Origin of the sequence: Burkholderia sp. IMCC1007 (assembly GCF_027257875.1) — a bacterium.
Lineage (GTDB): Bacteria > Pseudomonadota > Gammaproteobacteria > Burkholderiales > Burkholderiaceae > Burkholderia.
Window position 1 is genome coordinate 90,721 of record NZ_JAPVQY010000015.1, and the last position, 18,000, is coordinate 108,720.

The following is an 18,000-nucleotide window of genomic DNA, read 5'->3' on the forward strand; positions in this document are numbered from 1 at the left end:
ATTTACGCCTATGAAACCTCATCGCGGCCGCGCGCCGAGCGCTGCGACCCTCGTTGCGACCGCCGTCATGGGCGTCGCGCTGGCGCTTTTCGCAGCCCCCGCGGCGCATGCGCAAAAGGCCCCGGCCGTCGCCGACGGCACCCCGGAAATCGACGCGTCGATCACCGGCAAGCAGTGGAAACAGGCACTCGCGCAGCTCGACGCCCGCATCGCGGCGAACCCGCACGACGTGCAGGCGCAGTTCAAGCGCGGCACCGTGCTCGCGCGCCTGAACCGCGATGACGACGCGATCCAGCAATTCGTCGCGATCACGCAGGCGTACCCCGAACTGCCCGAACCCTACAACAACCTCGCGGCGCTCTACGCGAAGCACGGGCGCTACGACGAAGCGCGCAGCGCGCTCGTCACCGCGACGCAATCGAACCCGAGCTACACGCTCGCGTACGAGAACCTCGGCGATCTCTATCTGCGCCTCGCGGCCGAGTCGTACAAGCGCGCGCAGTCGCTCGGCCGCACGAGCGGCGCGACGGCCCAGCGCCTCGCCGATCTGCAGAAGATCATCTCGCCGCCCAGGCCCGCCGCGAACGCGCGCGCCGTCACGCCGGCTACGCGCGAGTACACCGACCGCGCCGCCGCGAACGTGAGCACCACCACGCTGCCGATGTCGCCAACGTTCCAGTTCAACGGGCCGTCGGGCGCGCTGGCGGCGCCGTACGTCGCGCCGTCGCAGTAAGCGGCGCAACCTTTCTTCCCTCCCAACCTGAGGATCGCAATGAAACGTCTGTTGCTGGCGCTTGGCGGCGCCGCCCTTCTCGCGACCGCACCCGCGTTCGCGCAATCGGCTACCGCGCACCCCGTCGTGCAGCTGAAGACCTCGCAGGGCGACATCCGCGTCGAGCTCTACCCGGAGAAGGCGCCGAAGACGGTCGCCAACTTCCTCGATTACGTGAAGGCCGGCCAGTACAACGGCACGGTCTTCCATCGCGTGATCAAGGGGTTCATGATCCAGGGCGGTGGCTACAAGACCAACTTCGAGGAGAAGCCGACCCGCGCGCCGATCCCGCTCGAAAGCCGCAATGGTCTGAAGAACCTGACCGGCACGATCGCGATGGCGCGCACGAGCGATCCGAATTCGGCCACCGCGCAGTTCTTCATCAACACGGTGGACAACAGCGGCCTCGACTACCCGAACCCGGACGGCAACGGCTATGCGGTGTTCGGCAAGGTCGTGTCGGGCCTCGACGTCGTGAAGAAGATCGAAGGCGTCGCGACGACCTCGCGCGGCCCGATGCAGGACGTGCCGGCGCAGCCGGTCGTGATCGAATCGGCCAGCATCGTCTCGAAATAAGCCAGCACCTGCCGGCACGTCCGGCGCCACACGCGGCCGCGTCGCACGACCGGCCGCGTGCCATTTAAACCGCCTTACCGAAGGAATTCATCATGGTTGAACTGCATACGAACCACGGCGTGATCAAGCTCGAGCTCGACGCCGCAAAGGCACCGAAGACGGTCGAGAACTTCCTGAACTACGTGAAGAAAGGCCACTACGACGGCACGGTGTTCCACCGCGTGATCAACGGCTTCATGATCCAGGGCGGCGGCTTCGAGCCGGGCCTGAAGCAGAAGCCGACCGACGCGCCGATCGACAACGAAGCGAACAACGGCCTGAAGAACGACAACTACACGGTCGCGATGGCGCGCACGAACGATCCGCATTCGGCAACCGCCCAGTTCTTCATCAACGTGAACGACAACGACTTCCTGAACCACTCGTCGCCGACGCCGCAGGGCTGGGGCTACGCCGTGTTCGGCAAGGTCGTCGAAGGCCAGGACGTGGTCGACAAGATCAAGGGCGTCAAGACGGGCAACGCGGGCTTCCATCAGGACGTGCCGACCGAAGACGTCGTGATCGAAAAGGCCGTCGTGGTCTGACGCGCGGGAAAGGAGACACTTCGATGTTGCAGGAGAGTCCGCCGCGAAGCGTCTCCGCGGGCGTGCCTGGCGAGCGCGAGTACGCGCAAGCAGCACGCCCGTTCCTGTTTCTCTCCGATCTGCATCTGAGCGAAGCGATTCCGAAGACGGTCGCCGCGTTCGAGCATTTCGTGAAACACACAGCCGACAGCGCCGATTCGGTGTTCATCCTCGGCGACCTGTTCGAATACTGGATCGGCGACGACCTGCTCGACGACGATCCGTTCGCGGCACGCATGGCCGCGCTGATGCACACGTTCTCGGAGCGCGGGATCGCGCTGTACGTGATGCACGGCAACCGCGATTTCCTGCTCGGCCGGCGCTTCATGAAGGCGGCCGGCGCGATGCTGTTGCCCGATCCGGCGCTGGTCATGGCATTCGGCCAGCGCATCGTGCTCACGCATGGCGACGCGCAATGCACGGCCGATCGCGGCTATCAGATCTTCCGGCGGTTCGCGCGCAATCACGTCGCGCAGTGGCTGTTTCTCGCATGGCCGTTCCGCTGGCGCCGCGCACTCGCGCAGCGGATGCGCTCGAACAGCGAAGCGGGCCGGATGCGCCCCGCCTCGTCGGTCTACGACGTCACGCGCGAAGGCGTAGCCGCCCTGTTCCGGAAAAGCCGCGCGAGCGTGATCATCCATGGCCACACGCATCGCCCTGCGCGGCACCTCGAACCAGGCGGCATTCGCTGGGTGCTGCCCGACTGGGATCTCGACCACGGGATGCCGCGCGGCGGCTATCTGCGCGTCGACGCGGAAGGCATCCGCGCGATGCCGCTCGACTGACGCAACCGCACTGCCGCCCGCCGCCGGCGTGCGCCGCGTTACGACTGACGCTCGACCGCCTTGCCTTCCAGCACCGCCGACAGCCGGCGCAGATCCAGACGCGCCGCGTCCGCGCCCTGCAACGTTTCCAGATGCGTGCCGAGCCGCTCGAGCGCCGCGACGATCTCGTCGACGCGGCGGCTTTCCTTCGCCGCGTGATCGATCAGCCCGTGAATCGCGAGCGACATCGGATCGTCGGCGTTCGGCGTGATCCCGTATGCGCAGAACGCGGCGCGCTCCGGCTGCGGCTTCGGCTGAGCCGGCATCACGACGCGCGCCGGATTGCCGACCGCCGTGCCGCCCGCCGGCACCGGCTTCACGACGACGGCATTCGAACCGATCTTCGCGCCCGCGCCGACCGTGAAACCGCCGAGCACCTTCGCGCCCGCGCCGACGATCACGCCGGCCTCGAGCGTCGGATGGCGCTTCGCGCCGCGCGTGAGCGACGTGCCGCCGAGCGTCACGCCCTGATAGATCGTGCAGTCGTCGCCGACGATCGCCGTCTCGCCGATCACGACGCCCATCCCGTGATCGATGAACACGCGCCGGCCGATCGTTGCGCCCGGATGGATCTCGATGCCGGTCAGGAAGCGCCCGGCCTGCGACACGAAGCGCGCGAGCCAGTAGCGCTTTGCGCGCCAGCACGCATGCGCGAAACGATGCAGGACGAGCGCGTGCAGCCCCGGATAACAGGTCAGCACTTCCCAGGCACTGCGAGCGGCGGGATCCCGCTCGCGAATCGTCGCAACGTCTTCGCGCAGTCTAGTGAACATGATCTGATCGGGGAAAAGGCCGGCGCGCCCCGCCGGCGATGGCCGGCCGTTATCGCACCGGGTAATTTGCTTATGACGTTCGGCGATTGTAGGGCCAGTCGCACGCGGCCGCACAGCGCCGTGCGTTCACCCCGCCGTCGGCGCGGGTATTCGCGCCGCACGCCTGCAGTGAACGCCTTCCGCGATCGAGCGGCGAACCGGCGCGAGCCGACCCGGCGCCGTCGGACGATCGATACGGCACGACCGCTGCGGGCTGGGACGCCGTGTTCACACCGCCCGACCTCCCGCGCGCCGACCGCTCAAGCGTCGCCGTGGGGCGTACCGGACTTCAACAGGATGTGCTTCGCGATGCCGCGCAGGATGTTGACCTCCTCGCGCTCGAGGCCCGTGCGTGCGAACAGCCGCCGCAGCCGCGGCATCAGCTTCTTCGGATTGCGCGGATCGAGGAAATCGAGCGCGACCAGCGCGTCCTCCAGATGCGCGTACATCCGCTCGATCTCGTCGCTCTGCGCGAGCGTGCCGAGCTCGACCTGTGCCGGGTGCGACGACGCGCTGCCCTGCTCCAGAAACGCGACGCGCAATTCATACGCGAGCACCTGGATGGCCTGCGCGAGGTTCAGCGAACTGTAGACCGGGTTCGCCGGGATATGCGCGAGGGCGCTGCACTGCTCGACGTGCTCGTTCGCGAGACCCGTGCGCTCGTTGCCGAACACGAGCGCGATATCGCCGGTGCCGACCTGCGTGCACGCCTGCTCGGCGGCCGCGCGCGGCGCGAGGCGCGGCGGCCCGTATTCGCGCGTGCGCGCGGTCAGCGCGATCGACCAGTGAACGCCGGACAGCGCGTCGCCGAGCGTGGGCACGACATGCGCGGACGCGAGGACGTCGTCCGCGCCGCTCGCCATCGCGATCGCCTCCGGGTCGCTCTGTACGTGCGGCACGCGCGGCGCAACCAGCACGAGCCGCGAGAAACCCATCGTCTTCAGCGCGCGGGCGGCCGCCCCGACGTTGCCGGGATGGCTCGGCTCGACGAGCACGAAGCGGGTTGACGTGAAGCCGCCGGACGGCGGCAGGGAGGTGGCCGCGCCCGATTCGGACGGTGCGGCGGGGTTCTGCGGGGTTTCCACTACGATGCGACTCGGTTCATCAGAATGGCAGTATGGTATCGCCATCGCCCCGGCAAACCCACTCGTCCGGACGGACAGTGGGGTTTCCCCGCATTCCGGTCACCTGAGGCGCTCGAAAATCGGGTAAAATCATGCGCTTACGCGTCGCACCTCGTGCGGCGCGGGTCGTACCCCGTTCTTTGTCAATTTGCGTCTCATCTCGCCGGGCATGCTTGCGCCGTTCCGGGCGGGTTGTTCCACTTCGTGGCGGCTCGTGCCGCCGGCTACAGGATTCAGGCTCATGCATCCCATGCTCAACATCGCTGTCAAGGCTGCGCGCCGCGCCGGACAGATCATCAATCGCGCCTCGCTCGATCTCGACCTGATCGAGATCCGCAAGAAGCAGCAGAACGACTTCGTCACCGAAGTGGACAAGGCCGCCGAAGAGGCGATCATCGAGACGCTGAAGACCGCCTACCCCGACCACGCGATCCTCGCGGAAGAATCGGGCGAGTCGGAGAACGAATCCGAATTCAAGTGGATCATCGATCCGCTCGACGGCACGACCAACTTCATCCACGGCTTCCCGTACTACTGCGTATCGATCGCGCTCGAGCACAAGGGCGTCGTCACGCAGGCCGTCGTCTACGATCCGAACAAGAACGACCTGTTTACGGCCACCCGCGGCCGCGGCGCGTACCTGAACGACCGCCGCATCCGCGTCGGCCGTCGCGACCGCCTGTCGGACGCGCTGGTCGGCACAGGCTTCCCGTTCCGCGAGAAGGACGGCCTCGACGCCTATGCGCGCCTGTTCACGGAAATGACGCAAGCATGCACGGGCCTGCGCCGTCCGGGCGCCGCGGCGCTCGACCTCGCGAACGTCGCGGCCGGCCGTCTCGACGCATTCTTCGAGCAAGGCATCAACGTGTGGGACATGGCCGCAGGCAGCCTCCTGATCACCGAGGCCGGCGGCCTCGTCGGCAACTACACAGGCGATGCCGATTTCCTGCATCGCCACGAGATCGTCGCTGCCAACCCAAAGATCTACGCGCAGATGATCCCGATCCTGAACCGCTACAGCCGCCTGCACCCGGCAGCGGAGTAAGCCCGAGCCGCGCCCGTGCGGCGCGGCTTTCGCGCGAACCACGCCGGTACCGTCATGACGGAGCGCCTGCTGCCGTTCGATTGCCCGGAGGGATAAACGAGATGTTCCCCACGCAAGAATCGCTTCAGGCGCCTGTCCCGACATTGCGCGCGTTGCCCGGCCTGGTCAGGGTGCTGCAGCTCGCCGAGCTTTTCGCGGCACCCACCGGGTTGCCGGCGGAATGCCCGCGCGGCGCACCACGCCGCCGGGGCATGCCGGCCACCGCCCGTCTCAACATCGCCACGACTTCGTGGCAACCGTATCCGAATACTCATGTTACGGCTAAGCGAACTTAAACTCCCTCTCGACCACCCCGAAAGCGCCCTCGAAGCCGCGATTCGCGCGCGCCTCGCGGACCTCGGCGTGGCGGCGGACGGGCTCCTCCGTTACACGGTGTTTCGCCGCGCGCACGATGCACGCAAGCGCTCCGACATCAAGCTCACGTACATCGTCGACGTCGAGGTGAAGGACGAAGCAGCGGTGCTCCCGCGACTCGCCGGCACGCCCCATTGCGGCGTGGCGCCCGACATGGCGTACCACTTCGTCACGAAGGCCCCCGAGCATGGCAACTTCCTGCGCCCGGTCGTCATCGGCATGGGGCCGTGCGGCCTCTTTGCAGGACTGATCCTCGCGCAGATGGGCTTTCGCCCGATCATCCTCGAACGCGGCAAGGCCGTGCGCGAGCGCACCAAGGACACGTTCGGCCTGTGGCGCAAGAGCGTGCTCAATCCCGAGTCCAACGTGCAGTTCGGCGAAGGCGGGGCCGGCACGTTCTCCGACGGCAAGCTGTACAGCCAGATCAAGGATCCGAACCACTACGGCCGCAAGGTGCTCGACGAATTCGTCAAGGCCGGCGCGCCGGAGGACATCCTGTATCTGAGCCGCCCGCACATCGGCACGTTCCGCCTCGTCAGCATGGTGGAAAAAATGCGCGCGACCATCCACGAGCTGGGCGGTGAAGTGCGCTTCGAAACCCGCGTCGAGGACATCGAAATCGATCAGGGCAAGGTCCGCGCGCTCAAGCTGTCGAACGGCGAAACGCTGCGGTGCGACCACGTCGTGCTGGCCGTCGGCCACAGTGCGCGCGACACGTTCCAGATGCTGCACGATCGCGGTGTCTACGTCGAAGCGAAGCCGTTTTCGCTCGGTTTCCGGATCGAACATCCGCAGGGGCTCATCGATCGCAGCCGCTTCGGCAAGTTTGCGGGCCACAAGCAGCTCGGTGCGGCCGACTACAAGGTCGTTCACCACTGCAGCAACGGCCGCGCGGTCTACAGCTTCTGCATGTGCCCCGGCGGCACGGTGGTCGCGGCGACCTCCGAGCCGGGCCGCGTGGTCACCAACGGGATGAGCCAGTATTCGCGCGCCGAGCGCAACGCGAACGCGGGCATCGTGGTCGGCATCACGCCGGAAGACTATCCGGGCGGCCCGCTGGCCGGCATCGCGTTCCAGCGCAAATGGGAAGAGCGTGCGTTCGAACTCGGCGGCGGCGACTACAGCGCACCGGGGCAACTCGTCGGCGACTTCATCGCGGGCCGGCCGTCGACGTCGCTCGGCTCCGTGGTGCCGTCGTACAAACCCGGCGTGCGTCCGACCGATCTCAGCACGGCCCTTCCCGACTACGTGATCGAAGCCATTCGTGAAGCGCTCCCGCAGATCGACAAGAAGATCGCCGGCTTCGCGATGCACGATGCGGTGCTGACCGGCGTGGAGACGCGCACGTCGTCGCCGATCCGGATTCGCCGCAAGGACGACTACCAGAGCGTGAACACCGCAGGGCTGTATCCGGCCGGCGAAGGCGCGGGCTATGCGGGCGGCATCTATTCGGCGGCCATCGACGGCATCGAAGTCGCGCAAGCCGTGGCGCTCGACCTGATGTCGGCGCACACGTCCTGAGTTGCGGGGAAGGCTCGGCACACGAAGGCGCGTGTGCCGAGTCGAATCTGATGACAGCACGACATGGGGCGCTTGCGCTGCGCCGTCACGTGAGCGCGGCGAGCCGCATGTAGCGGCCGCCTCGTTGAAACCGTCGACAAGCAGCGCTGAACGTCAGGTCACCCGCGTCGTTGCGGATCTCCCGGGGCCCGGTCGCCCCCGCCTACATCGCAATTCCTCTGGCTGCAAACGCTCTCCTCCTGGTTTGCGCACCGCACCGACCTTCCCAGTGATCACCGCGCACAGTGCCCGCTCCGAAGCTGAACCACGTGCGCGTTCGCGCGTGCCTGCTACAGGCGCCTTTTCACGACGACCGGGTGTTGTCGAAGGGTCATTGCAGAACAGGTGGATTCCGATACCCGCTTGATCCGGTCAGGTTACCTCCCGGCTTTTCAATGGCGCGGCGCTTCAGTAGACTCGCGTCTCCGTTGGCGCGGCATGCGCGCGCCGATTGAAAATCCAGATTGATAATAAAACCCGACGGATCGTTCATTCGGGTAGAAGAAAAGACGGTCGGACGCATTGCTTCGGCAATCAGTCCGGACCCGCGACGACTCGTATCAGGAAAATGCAATGCTAAGAGTAACGAAAGCCGTTTTCCCCGTAGCCGGTTTAGGCACACGCTTTCTGCCGGCAACCAAGGCCAGCCCGAAAGAAATGCTGCCCGTCGTCGATAAACCGCTGATTCAGTACGCCGTCGAGGAAGCGATCGCCGCCGGGATCACCGAGATGATCTTCGTCACCGGCCGAAGCAAGCGCGCCATCGAGGATCATTTCGATAAATCGTACGAGGTCGAGGCGGAACTCGAAGCGCGCGGCAAGGAAAAGCTGCTGGATCTCGTGCGCAGCATCAAGCCGCGCAACGTGGACTGCTTTTACGTACGGCAGCCCGAAGCGCTTGGTCTCGGGCACGCCGTGCTCTGCGCCGAAAAGCTCGTCGGCGATCATCCGTTCGCCGTCATTCTGGCCGACGACCTGCTCGACGGTAAGCCGCCCGTCATGAAGCAAATGGTCGATGTATTCGATCATTACCATAGCTCGGTCATCGGCGTCGAAGAAATCCCGCCGTCCGATACGAAATCGTATGGGGTCGTCGACGGTAAAGAATGGGAAGATTCGATCATCAAGATGTCCGGAATCGTGGAAAAGCCGGCGCCGGATGTCGCACCGTCCAATCTGGGTGTCGTCGGCCGCTATATTCTCAAGCCGCGGATTTTCAAACACCTGCGCGGACTGAAACCCGGCGCGGGTGGCGAGCTTCAATTGACCGACGGGATCCAGGCGTTGCTCGCGGAAGAGCAGGTTCTCGCGTATCGGTACGCCGGTACCCGATACGATTGCGGCAGCAAGCTCGGCTACCTGAAGGCGACGGTCGATTTCGCGCTCCGCCACCCCGAGGTCGCGCGTGATTTCACCGCGTATCTGGCTGCACGGGCATCCGCGACGTCGGCAGCATGACCTGAAGGCAGATTCGATGTCGCCGGCATTCAGGATGCGCTCTGCGTCATCCATTGCCGGGGCATCGGAATTACCGCGCCGCGTCGGTCTCGATCGATGCGCGGCTCACTACAGCACCTGTCGCTGGATTGCTGTCTGTCCGCGTGCCCGTCTCGACAGCGCGCGGCGCAATGAGGCAGGCGTTCGACGACGATCCTGGTGTTGCCATACCGCACGAGGAACGGCTCGTTCGTGCAGACGCGATCAGCCCACTTTGAATCTGTCCCTGCACTCCGCACTGCTGCGGCACCACCATCAGCCCGCCCATTCAGCGAGCCGCTGAAAAAGATAAAGACGGCCCGCGGCTCGCCCGCCACCCCGCCGAAATACAATACGCGGCGACCGTCGAACAGCCGACCGAAACCGTCCGATCGGCGAACATCGGCCGTAACGAGCGGAGCCACTGGTAAACTCGGGCAACTCAAGCAACAACTTTACGCCGGATCTATGACCACGCTGTCGCCCGAGGCCTTCGCAGGCCACACTCCGATGATGCAGCAGTACCTGCGCATCAAGGCCGATCATCCCGACACGCTCGTCTTCTACCGGATGGGCGACTTCTACGAGCTATTCTTCGACGATGCGGAGAAGGCCGCGCGCCTGCTCGACCTGACCCTCACGCAGCGCGGCGCATCGGCCGGCACGCCGATCAAGATGGCCGGCGTCCCGCATCACGCGGTCGAACAGTATCTGGCGAAGCTCGTGAAGATGGGCGAGTCGGTCGCGATCTGCGAGCAGATCGGCGACCCGGCCACGTCGAAAGGGCCGGTCGAGCGCAAGGTCGTGCGCGTCGTCACGCCCGGCACGCTGACCGATGCCGCGCTGCTGTCCGACAAGAACGACGTGTACCTGCTCGCGATGTGCTCGGGCCACAACAAGCGCGGTGTCGCGGTGAATATCGGCCTCGCGTGGCTGAACCTCGCGAGCGGCGCGCTGCGGCTCGCCGAAATCGAACCGGACCAGCTCGGCGCCGCACTCGAACGCATCCGGCCGGCCGAGATCCTGACGGCGGACGGCGCGACCGACGCCGTGCCGGCGGGCGCCGGCGCGATCAAGCGCGTGCCCGCATGGCACTTCGACATCGCGTCGGGCACGCAGCGCCTGTGCGACCAGCTCGATGTTGCCGGGCTCGACGGCTTCGGCGCGCACTCGCTGACGAGCGCCTGCGGCGCCGCCGGCGCACTGCTGCTGTACGCGGCCGCGACGCAAGGTCAGCAGTTGCGCCACGTGCGCAGCCTGAAGGTCGAGAACGAAACGGAATACATCGGCCTCGATCCGGCGACGCGCCGCAATCTCGAATTGACCGAAACGCTGCGCGGCACCGAATCGCCGACGCTCTATTCGCTGCTCGATACCTGCTGCACGACGATGGGCAGCCGGCTGCTGCGCCACTGGCTGCATCATCCGCCGCGCGCGTCGGTCGCCGCGCAGTCGCGCCAGCAGGCGATCGGCGCGCTGCTCGATGCCCCCGCGAACGCGAGCCTGGATGCACTGCGCAGCGCGCTGCGCCAGATCGCGGACGTCGAGCGGATCACCGGACGTCTCGCGCTGCTGTCCGCGCGGCCGCGCGACCTGTCGAGCCTGCGCGACACGTTCGCGGCGCTGCCGGCATTGCGCGAGCGCATCAGCGCGATCGTCGCGAACGCGGATGCGCTCGCGCGCGTCGACGCGGCGCTCGCACCGCCCGCCGAATGTCTCGACCTGCTGACGAGCGCGATCGCGCCCGAGCCGGCCGCGATGGTGCGCGACGGCGGCGTGATCGCACGCGGCTACGATGCGGAACTCGACGAACTGCGCGACATTTCCGAGAACTGCGGACAGTTCCTGATCGATCTCGAGGCACGCGAGCGCACACGCACTGGCATCGCGAACCTGCGGGTCGAATACAACAAGGTGCACGGCTTCTACATCGAGGTCACGCGCGGGCAGACGGACAAGGTGCCCGACGACTATCGCCGTCGCCAGACGCTGAAGAACGCCGAGCGCTACATCACGCCCGAACTGAAGACCTTCGAGGACAAGGCGCTGTCCGCCCAGGAACGCGCGCAGGCACGCGAACGCGCGCTGTACGACGGCGTGCTGCAGGCGTTGCTGCCGTTCATTCCGGAATGCCAGCGCGTCGCGTCGGCGCTCGCGGAGCTCGACGTGCTCGCCGCGTTCGCCGAGCGTGCCTGCTCGCTCGACTGGGTCGCGCCCACCTTCACCGACGAAATCGGCATCGAGATCGAACAGGGGCGTCACCCGGTCGTGGAAGCGCAGGTCGAGCAGTTCATCGCGAACGACTGCCGGTTCGGCGCCGAGCGCAAGCTGCTGCTGATCACCGGCCCGAACATGGGCGGCAAGTCGACGTTCATGCGGCAGACCGCGCTGATCGCGCTGATGGCGTACGTCGGCAGCTACGTGCCCGCGAAGTCGGCGTGCTTCGGCCCGATCGACCGCATCTTCACGCGAATCGGCGCGGCCGACGACCTCGCCGGCGGCCGCTCGACGTTCATGGTCGAGATGACCGAAGCCGCGGCGATCCTCAACGACGCGACGCCGCAAAGCCTCGTGCTGATGGACGAAATCGGCCGCGGCACGTCGACGTTCGACGGCCTCGCACTCGCATGGGCCATCGCACGCCATCTGCTCGCGCAAAACGGCTGCTACACGCTGTTCGCGACGCACTACTTCGAGCTGACGCAACTGCCGGCCGAATTCCCGCAAGCGGCCAACGTCCACCTGTCGGCCGTCGAGCACGGTCATGGCATCGTGTTCCTGCACGCGGTCAACGAAGGTCCGGCGAACCAGAGCTACGGGCTGCAGGTTGCGCAGCTGGCAGGCGTTCCGGCACCCGTGATTCGCGCCGCACGCAAGCATCTCGCGTATCTCGAACAGCAATCGGCCACGCAGCACACGCCGCAGCTCGACCTGTTCAGCGCGCCGCCGGCGGCGGCCGACGAATTCGAATGCGCGGATGCGCCGGTGCCGTCCGACCTCCCGCATCCTGCGCTCGAAAAGCTGCGCGACATCGACCCCGACGATCTGAAGCCGCGCGACGCGCTCGATCTGCTGTACGAACTGCGCACGCTGGTCCGTTCGCACGATGCCGCCGGGCACGCGTAACCGCATCCCGTCGGGCCGGCCGGCCCGCGTCGCCGCCGCGCTCGCCGCGGCGGCGCTGATGCTGGCGCAGGCCGGCGCGCTGGCCGCGTCACCCAAGCGCGCAGCCCCGCCCTATTCGTTCGCGGTCATCTCGGGTGTCATCGGCTCGCCCGCCGACGAGCCGGCGGCGCAACGGCTCCTCGAATCGATCGCGCGCGAGCGCAACGTGGCCTTCGTCGTCTATGCAGGCGACCTCAAGAGCGCGAAGGAAGCGTGCCGCGACGCGCTGTATACGGGGCGCGGCGCGATCCTGGACGCGTCGCGCGTGCCGCTCGTGTTCATCCCCGGCCACGACGACTGGGCAACGTGCAACACCGCGGCAGGCGGCAACTACGATCCCGTCGAGCGCCTGGACTTCCTCCGTCAGACACTGCTCGCCGATGCGGCCGTGCCCAACGCCGGCGCGCTGCCGATCACGCGCGAAAGCGAAGTGGCGCGGTTCCGGCCGTATCGCGAGAACGCGCGCTGGCTGCACGACGACGTCGTCTATGTCGCGCTCAACGCGCCGGCGCCGAACAACCACTTCCTGACGGCCGGCGGCCGCAACGGCGAATTCGAAGATCGCATCATCGCGAACAACTTCTGGATCGACCATGCGGCCGAATTTGCGAAACGACGCGAAGCGCGTGCGATGGTGGTGATTTTCGAGGGCGATCCGCAGTTCGATCGCTACGATCGCGCGGAACGGTTTGCATGGCTGCGTTTCAACCGGCCGCGCGTGCGCGACGGCTTCCGTGAACTGAAACGAACGCTGGTGAAGGCGGCAGCGGCATTCCGCGGCCCGATACTGGTGATGCACGCAAGCAGCGAACCGCTCGCGAACGGATTCCTGATCGATCGCCCGCTGCATGCGGACGACGGTGCGCTGGTGGGAAATGTGACGCGCGTCGCGATCGGACCGCGCCATCCGACGAGCCAATGGGTGAAGGTGAGCGTGTCGCCGGCCCGGCAGACGATCTTCAACGTGAGCCTGCAGGACGTGCCGAAGAATCTGCCGATCCCGCCCGCGCTGCCGCTCGTGCCGCACGACGATGTGCCGCTGCCCCAGATGCCGGAAATTCCGGCGTTGCCGGCCCTGCCCGACTCGTCGTCGGTCGCGCCGCCGCTGCAAGGCGACGGCACGATGCCGGGCGGTGCGTCATCGCCCGCGCCGCCCCCTGCTTCAGGGCCGGCGCCGGGCTTGCCGGGCAGCTCAGTGCAGGGTGCGCCCTGACGGCGCGTCGCCGTCCTCGTCTTCGTCCTCGTCGACGATCTCGAGCCCTTCCGCGCCGTGCGCGTGTTCATGCTCGATCTCGTCTTCGGTCGCTTCGCGCACGTCCTTCACGGTGAGCGCAAAACGCAGCGCCATGCCCGCGAGCGGGTGGTTGCCGTCGAGCACGACCTTGTCTTCCGCGACGTCGGTGACCGTGTAGATCAGCGAATCGACTTCCTCGTCGCCGTCTTCCGGCGTGCCTTCGAACTGCATGCCCACTTCGAGCGGCTCGGGAAAACGATCGCGCGGCTCGATCTTCACGAGCTCGGGATCGTAGTCGCCGAAGGCGTCCTGAGGTTCGAGCTGAACCTGCGCCTGGTAACCCGGCTCCTGCCCGTCGAGCTGTTCCTCGATCTTGGGGAACGTGCCATCATAGCCGCCGTGCAGATAGACCATCGGCTCGTCGCTCTCTTCGATCAGATTGCCTTGCGCGTCCGACAGCTTGTACGCGACCGACACGACGGTGTTTTTTGCGATTTTCATCCAATTCTCCCAAATACAAGTCTCATTATACGATGCGCAACCGGTCTCAAACCGAACCGCGGAATGCCGCTGTCGCCGCGCTCGGCGCGCCGCCCCCCGATCTTCCCACGCCGCTGCTCGGCGGCCTCACACCGGCGCAATTCATGCGCCGCTACTGGCAGAAAAAACCGCTGCTGATCCGCCAGGCGATTCCCGGCGTGAAGGCGCCGGTCACGCGCAACGCACTGTTCGAACTGGCTGCCGACTATGACGCGGAATCGCGACTGATCACCCATTTTCGTAACAAGTGGCAACTCGCGCACGGTCCGTTCGAACCGGGCTCGCTGCCGCCCGTGTCGCGCAAGTCCTGGTCCCTGCTCGTGCAAGGGCTGGACCTGCACGTCGACGCGGCACGCGCGCTGCTCGACCGCTTCCGCTTCGTCCCCGACGCACGCCTCGACGACCTGATGATCTCGTATGCGACGGACGGCGGCGGCGTCGGCCCGCACTTCGACTCGTACGACGTATTCCTGCTGCAGGTCGAAGGCCGGCGCCGCTGGCGCATCGGCGCGCAGAAGGATCTGTCGCTGCAGCCGGACGTGCCGCTGAAGATCCTCGAGCATTTCGAGCCGAGCGACGAATGGGTGCTGGAACCGGGCGACATGCTGTACCTGCCGCCCCACATCGCGCACGACGGCGTGGCCGAAGGCGAATGCATGACCTGCTCGATCGGCTTTCGGGCGCCGTCCGCCGGGGAGCTCGGCGCGCAGTTCCTGTACTACCTCGCCGAGCGCGGCGGCCTGCGCGACGCGCTCGGCGACACGCTCTACCGCGATCCGAAGCAGCCCGCGGTTGGCGCGCCGGCCGAATTGCCGCCGGCCATGGTCGAACGCGTTGCCGAGATCGTCGATGCGATCCGCTGGCGCAAGCGCGACATCGCGGAATTCCTCGGTTGCTACCTCAGCGAGCCGAAATCGAACGTCGTATTCGAGCCGCCGGCACGCCCGCTGTCCGAGGCCGCGTTCGTTGCCCAGGCGTCACGCCGTGGCGTGTATCTCGACAGACGCGCCGCATTGATGTATAACGCGCGCTCGTACTTCATTAATGGCGAGGAAGAACCGCTCGAGCAGGCCGGTGAATGGCTGCCCGAACTGGCCAACCTGCGTCGGATGGAGGCGAAACGGTTTGTAACACTATCCCGGGTTCCTTCAATGACAGCCTTGCTGCACGAGTGGTATTGTGCGGGCTGGCTGCGGGTCGGAAACCGGATTTAGTGGGCCGCCCCGTATGCCCATGCAGATCAAATTCTGTATGGGAAAGACAACGTATTGACCCCGCATTTGTCGACGGTCGATAGGAAAGTGCATATAATTTCCGCCCAAGCCGTAGGGAAGATTCACGCTCTAGAAGTGCGTCTCCACCAGCGGCCCAGGTCGGTGTTGGAGCACATTACCGGTATTGTTTCGCGCTGTTGCTTACCTTTAACCATAAAAGGACGTGATCATGAAGAAATCCCTCCTCGTAGCTTCCCTGTTGGCTGCTGTTGCACTGGCTGCTTGCAACAAGAGCGCTGATCAAGCTGCTTCGTCGGCTGCAAGCGACGCTTCGGCTGCTGCTTCGTCGGCTGCTTCGGCAGTTGCTGGTGCTGCGAGCGACGCTTCGGCTGCTGCATCGTCGGCATCGGCTGCTGCGAGCGACGCTGCTGCTGCAGCATCGGACGCTACGGCTTCGGCTGCTGCGGCTGCTCCGGCTTCGGGCGCAAGCCAGTAAGCCTCAGCGTCAGCTGAAAAAAAAACCGGCCCGAGGGGCCGGTTTTTTTACGTCTGCCGGCGGCGCTCGCACCGGCAACGGTCCGATCGCGCCGGGCGCCTCCGCCCGAGCCGCTCAGCCGAGCGCGAGCCAGTCGAAGCCCGCGTCCTGCGTGGCCACGACCACCTCCTCCCCGTCCGTGCCCAGCACGCCGGCCAACGCCTGGCGGGCCAGCTCCGGCCGATTGTTCTGCTGGCTCAGGTGCGCCGCAATCAGATGCCGCAAGCGGCTGCGTTCGAGCGACGCGAGGATGCCGGCCGCCGCATCGTTGCTCAGGTGGCCGTGATTGCCGCCGATCCGCGCCTTCAGCGACTGCGGATAGCGGCTTCCCGCCAGCATCGCGGTATCGTGGTTGGATTCGAGCACCAGCGCGTCGCAGCCGCTCAGGACGGTCGTGATGTGCGGCGTGGCCATCCCGACGTCGGTCAGCACGCCGAGCCGGCTGCAGCCGTCCATAAAGACGAACTGGAGCGGTTCCCGCGCGTCGTGCGGCACCGTATAGGGCATGACGGCCAGATCGCGTATCGAAGCCGTCTCGTCGCCCCACAGCACGTGGAGATCGACGTCGGCCTCGTCCGCGCCCACCGCGCGTGCCGTGCCCCAGCTCATGTAGAGCGGCAGCGACGCGCGACGCGCGAGCGTCAGCGCACTGCCGACGTGGTCGCTGTGTTCGTGGGTGACGAGGATCGCATCGAGATCGTCGATGCCGAGATTCAGGCGGCCGAGCCGGCGCTCGACCTCCTTCGCTGAAAAGCCGCAGTCGAGCAGTACGCGGGTGGTCGTCGTGCCGCTCGAGGCCTCGACGACCAGCGCGTTGCCTTCGCTGCCGCTACCGAGGCTGGCGAAGCGCACGCGTCAGTTCAGTTGCGCGTGGAGCAGCGAGATGATCCGCTGTGCATCCGACGAGTTGTCGATCTGGCCGTTGGCGTCGACCACCGCGACCTGCGTGCCGCCATTGCCCTGCGCGCGCACGTTGACCAGGAATTCCCTGCCGGGCTTGGCTGCCGTCGGGCCGCCGTAGAACAGCTTGCCGAACAGGCCGTCGCGCTTGAGCTCTTCCATCGTATTCGCGTAGCGGACGGTGTACAGGCCCTTCTCGCGGTCGCGATTGTCGACCGCGAAGTTGGTGCGGTCGAGCGCGAGACCGACACGCAGCCACGCACGATCGAACGACTCGGCCAGGTGCAGCGTCGCCGCGCCGTTGCTCGCGTCGCTGACCTGCGACTGCGCCGTCGCCGGATGCGCGTCGGCCAGCAGTTGCTTCGCCTGCGCATCGGTCAGGCCGAACTTCTGCATCAGCTTCGACAGGAACACGGCCTCGAGCACCGGATTGCGCGGACGTTCTTCCCAACGCGACGACGTGCCGCCCTGCGGGCCGACCATCATTTCCTCCATCGCGCTGTGCGTGATCGAGATATCGGTGTCGCCGTTCGGCGTGCGGGTCACGAGCGTACGGAAACGGTCGCGCGTGCCGGACGAGTAGGCGAAGTCGATGACCTTGCCGATCGTGCGGCGGAACCAGTCGTCAGGAATGTTCCCGCGGTTCTCGGCCCAGTCGGTGGCCATGATGCCGGTCGACGGCGCGTCGGTCTTCAGCGAGAAGCCGTTTTCCTGCCAGAATTCCTTCAGGATCGGCCACAGCTGCTCGGGCGTGCGCCCGTCGACGACGAGCCAGCGGCGGTCGCCATCGCGCTCGATGTGCATGCCGAGCGGATCCTGCGCGCTCGGCACGCCGTCGGTCGCGTTGCCGGCGGTCGTCGTCGCGCGCGGCGGCAGCGTGCCGAGGCCGGCGTTGGTCGGCGGCGCGACGAACTGCTGCGTCGTCGGCACGGGCTTCAGGTCGCTCGGCACCGCGAGCGGCGGCGCCGAACCGGTGTTCTTGTAGTTGACCTTGTCGGGGGCCAGGTAATCGTTCAGCGTATCGCAGCCGGCGAGCGCGCCCAGCGCCAGCGCCACCACCGAAACCTGGATGGCGCGAGAGGAAAAGGCGAAACGTTTCATGAAATCCTTCGTCTTGCTAGAACGCTCGTCAGGAGCGGCGCCGGACGGAGCCGGCCGGTGCGGGTTGATGAGGGGTCGAGCCGGC

At 66.5% G+C, this 18,000-nt stretch carries 17 protein-coding genes; 11 read left to right on the forward strand and 6 right to left on the reverse strand.

All coding sequences use genetic code 11. From position 1 onward, the window contains the following. Positions 1 to 10 precede the first annotated feature (10 nt). The 4 genes from O1Q03_RS16090 (at position 11) to O1Q03_RS16105 (ending at position 2,756) form a co-directional block, all read left to right on the forward strand. A complete protein-coding gene (locus O1Q03_RS16090; protein WP_269504655.1) occupies positions 11 to 733 on the forward strand; it encodes a tetratricopeptide repeat protein in 723 nt (240 codons plus the stop codon). A 39-nt stretch (positions 734 to 772) separates the two neighbouring features. Then, on the forward strand, positions 773 to 1,348 hold the full coding sequence (locus O1Q03_RS16095; protein WP_269504656.1) for a peptidylprolyl isomerase: 576 nt from the start codon (positions 773 to 775) through the stop codon (positions 1,346 to 1,348). A 92-nt stretch (positions 1,349 to 1,440) separates the two neighbouring features. Then, positions 1,441 to 1,932, forward strand: a complete 492-nt coding sequence (locus O1Q03_RS16100; protein ID WP_269504657.1) for a peptidylprolyl isomerase — start codon at positions 1,441 to 1,443, stop codon at positions 1,930 to 1,932. A 23-nt stretch (positions 1,933 to 1,955) separates the two neighbouring features. Continuing rightward, positions 1,956 to 2,756, forward strand: a complete 801-nt coding sequence (locus tag O1Q03_RS16105; protein WP_269504658.1) for a UDP-2,3-diacylglucosamine diphosphatase — start codon at positions 1,956 to 1,958, stop codon at positions 2,754 to 2,756. A 38-nt stretch (positions 2,757 to 2,794) separates the two neighbouring features. Here the strand turns inward: O1Q03_RS16105 and cysE are convergent, their stop codons facing one another. Further along, positions 2,795 to 3,568, reverse strand: coding sequence for a serine O-acetyltransferase (cysE, locus tag O1Q03_RS16110; RefSeq protein ID WP_269504659.1), 774 nt, complete (start codon positions 3,566 to 3,568; stop codon positions 2,795 to 2,797). Positions 3,569 to 3,867: 299 nt separating this feature from the next. Next, a complete protein-coding gene (locus O1Q03_RS16115) occupies positions 3,868 to 4,692 on the reverse strand; it encodes an RNA methyltransferase (RefSeq protein WP_269504660.1) in 825 nt (274 codons plus the stop codon). A gap of 280 nt (positions 4,693 to 4,972) precedes the next feature. Here O1Q03_RS16115 and O1Q03_RS16120 point away from each other — a divergent pair, with 280 nt between their 5' ends. The 5 genes from O1Q03_RS16120 (at position 4,973) to O1Q03_RS16140 (ending at position 13,604) form a co-directional block, all read left to right on the forward strand. Further along, positions 4,973 to 5,776 carry an inositol monophosphatase family protein gene (locus O1Q03_RS16120; RefSeq protein WP_096507276.1) on the forward strand — a complete coding sequence of 268 codons (804 nt, stop codon included), beginning with the start codon at positions 4,973 to 4,975 and terminating at the stop codon, positions 5,774 to 5,776. 312 nt (positions 5,777 to 6,088) lie between these two features. After that, on the forward strand, positions 6,089 to 7,711 hold the full coding sequence (locus O1Q03_RS16125) for an NAD(P)/FAD-dependent oxidoreductase (protein ID WP_269504661.1): 1,623 nt from the start codon (positions 6,089 to 6,091) through the stop codon (positions 7,709 to 7,711). Between the two features lie 612 nt (positions 7,712 to 8,323). After that, complete coding sequence (gene galU / locus O1Q03_RS16130) at positions 8,324 to 9,208, forward strand: UTP--glucose-1-phosphate uridylyltransferase GalU (protein ID WP_269504662.1); 885 nt, start codon at positions 8,324 to 8,326, stop codon at positions 9,206 to 9,208. A 486-nt stretch (positions 9,209 to 9,694) separates the two neighbouring features. After that, positions 9,695 to 12,352: a DNA mismatch repair protein MutS gene (gene mutS, locus O1Q03_RS16135; protein ID WP_269504663.1), complete on the forward strand. Its 2,658-nt coding sequence runs from the start codon at positions 9,695 to 9,697 to the stop codon at positions 12,350 to 12,352. Then, positions 12,333 to 13,604: a hypothetical protein gene (locus O1Q03_RS16140; protein WP_269504664.1), complete on the forward strand. Its 1,272-nt coding sequence runs from the start codon at positions 12,333 to 12,335 to the stop codon at positions 13,602 to 13,604. The genes mutS and O1Q03_RS16140 overlap by 20 nt, the downstream gene beginning before the upstream one ends. On the opposite strand, the gene O1Q03_RS16145 is transcribed toward O1Q03_RS16140, so the two are convergent. Continuing rightward, positions 13,584 to 14,126, reverse strand: coding sequence for an FKBP-type peptidyl-prolyl cis-trans isomerase (locus tag O1Q03_RS16145; RefSeq protein ID WP_269504665.1), 543 nt, complete (start codon positions 14,124 to 14,126; stop codon positions 13,584 to 13,586). The two genes, O1Q03_RS16140 and O1Q03_RS16145, sit on opposite strands and share 21 nt — an antisense overlap. 32 nt (positions 14,127 to 14,158) lie before the next feature. Between O1Q03_RS16145 and O1Q03_RS16150 the strand changes: the two genes are divergently transcribed. Then, positions 14,159 to 15,379, forward strand: coding sequence for a cupin domain-containing protein (locus O1Q03_RS16150; protein WP_269504666.1), 1,221 nt, complete (start codon positions 14,159 to 14,161; stop codon positions 15,377 to 15,379). Positions 15,380 to 15,433: 54 nt separating this feature from the next. Beyond that, positions 15,434 to 15,679: a hypothetical protein gene (locus O1Q03_RS40190; RefSeq protein ID WP_011657350.1), complete on the forward strand. Its 246-nt coding sequence runs from the start codon at positions 15,434 to 15,436 to the stop codon at positions 15,677 to 15,679. Here O1Q03_RS40190 and O1Q03_RS16155 read toward each other — a convergent pair. From O1Q03_RS16155 to bamC, 3 genes are all read right to left on the reverse strand, one after another. Continuing rightward, entirely contained in the window at positions 15,607 to 15,819 is a 213-nt protein-coding gene (locus tag O1Q03_RS16155; RefSeq protein ID WP_269504667.1) for a hypothetical protein, read from the reverse strand. The two genes, O1Q03_RS40190 and O1Q03_RS16155, sit on opposite strands and share 73 nt — an antisense overlap. A gap of 170 nt (positions 15,820 to 15,989) precedes the next feature. Next, positions 15,990 to 16,766, reverse strand: coding sequence for an MBL fold metallo-hydrolase (locus O1Q03_RS16160; protein ID WP_269504668.1), 777 nt, complete (start codon positions 16,764 to 16,766; stop codon positions 15,990 to 15,992). Between the two features lie 3 nt (positions 16,767 to 16,769). Next, complete coding sequence (gene bamC, locus O1Q03_RS16165; protein WP_269504670.1) at positions 16,770 to 17,915, reverse strand: outer membrane protein assembly factor BamC; 1,146 nt, start codon at positions 17,913 to 17,915, stop codon at positions 16,770 to 16,772. Positions 17,916 to 18,000 lie beyond the last annotated feature (85 nt).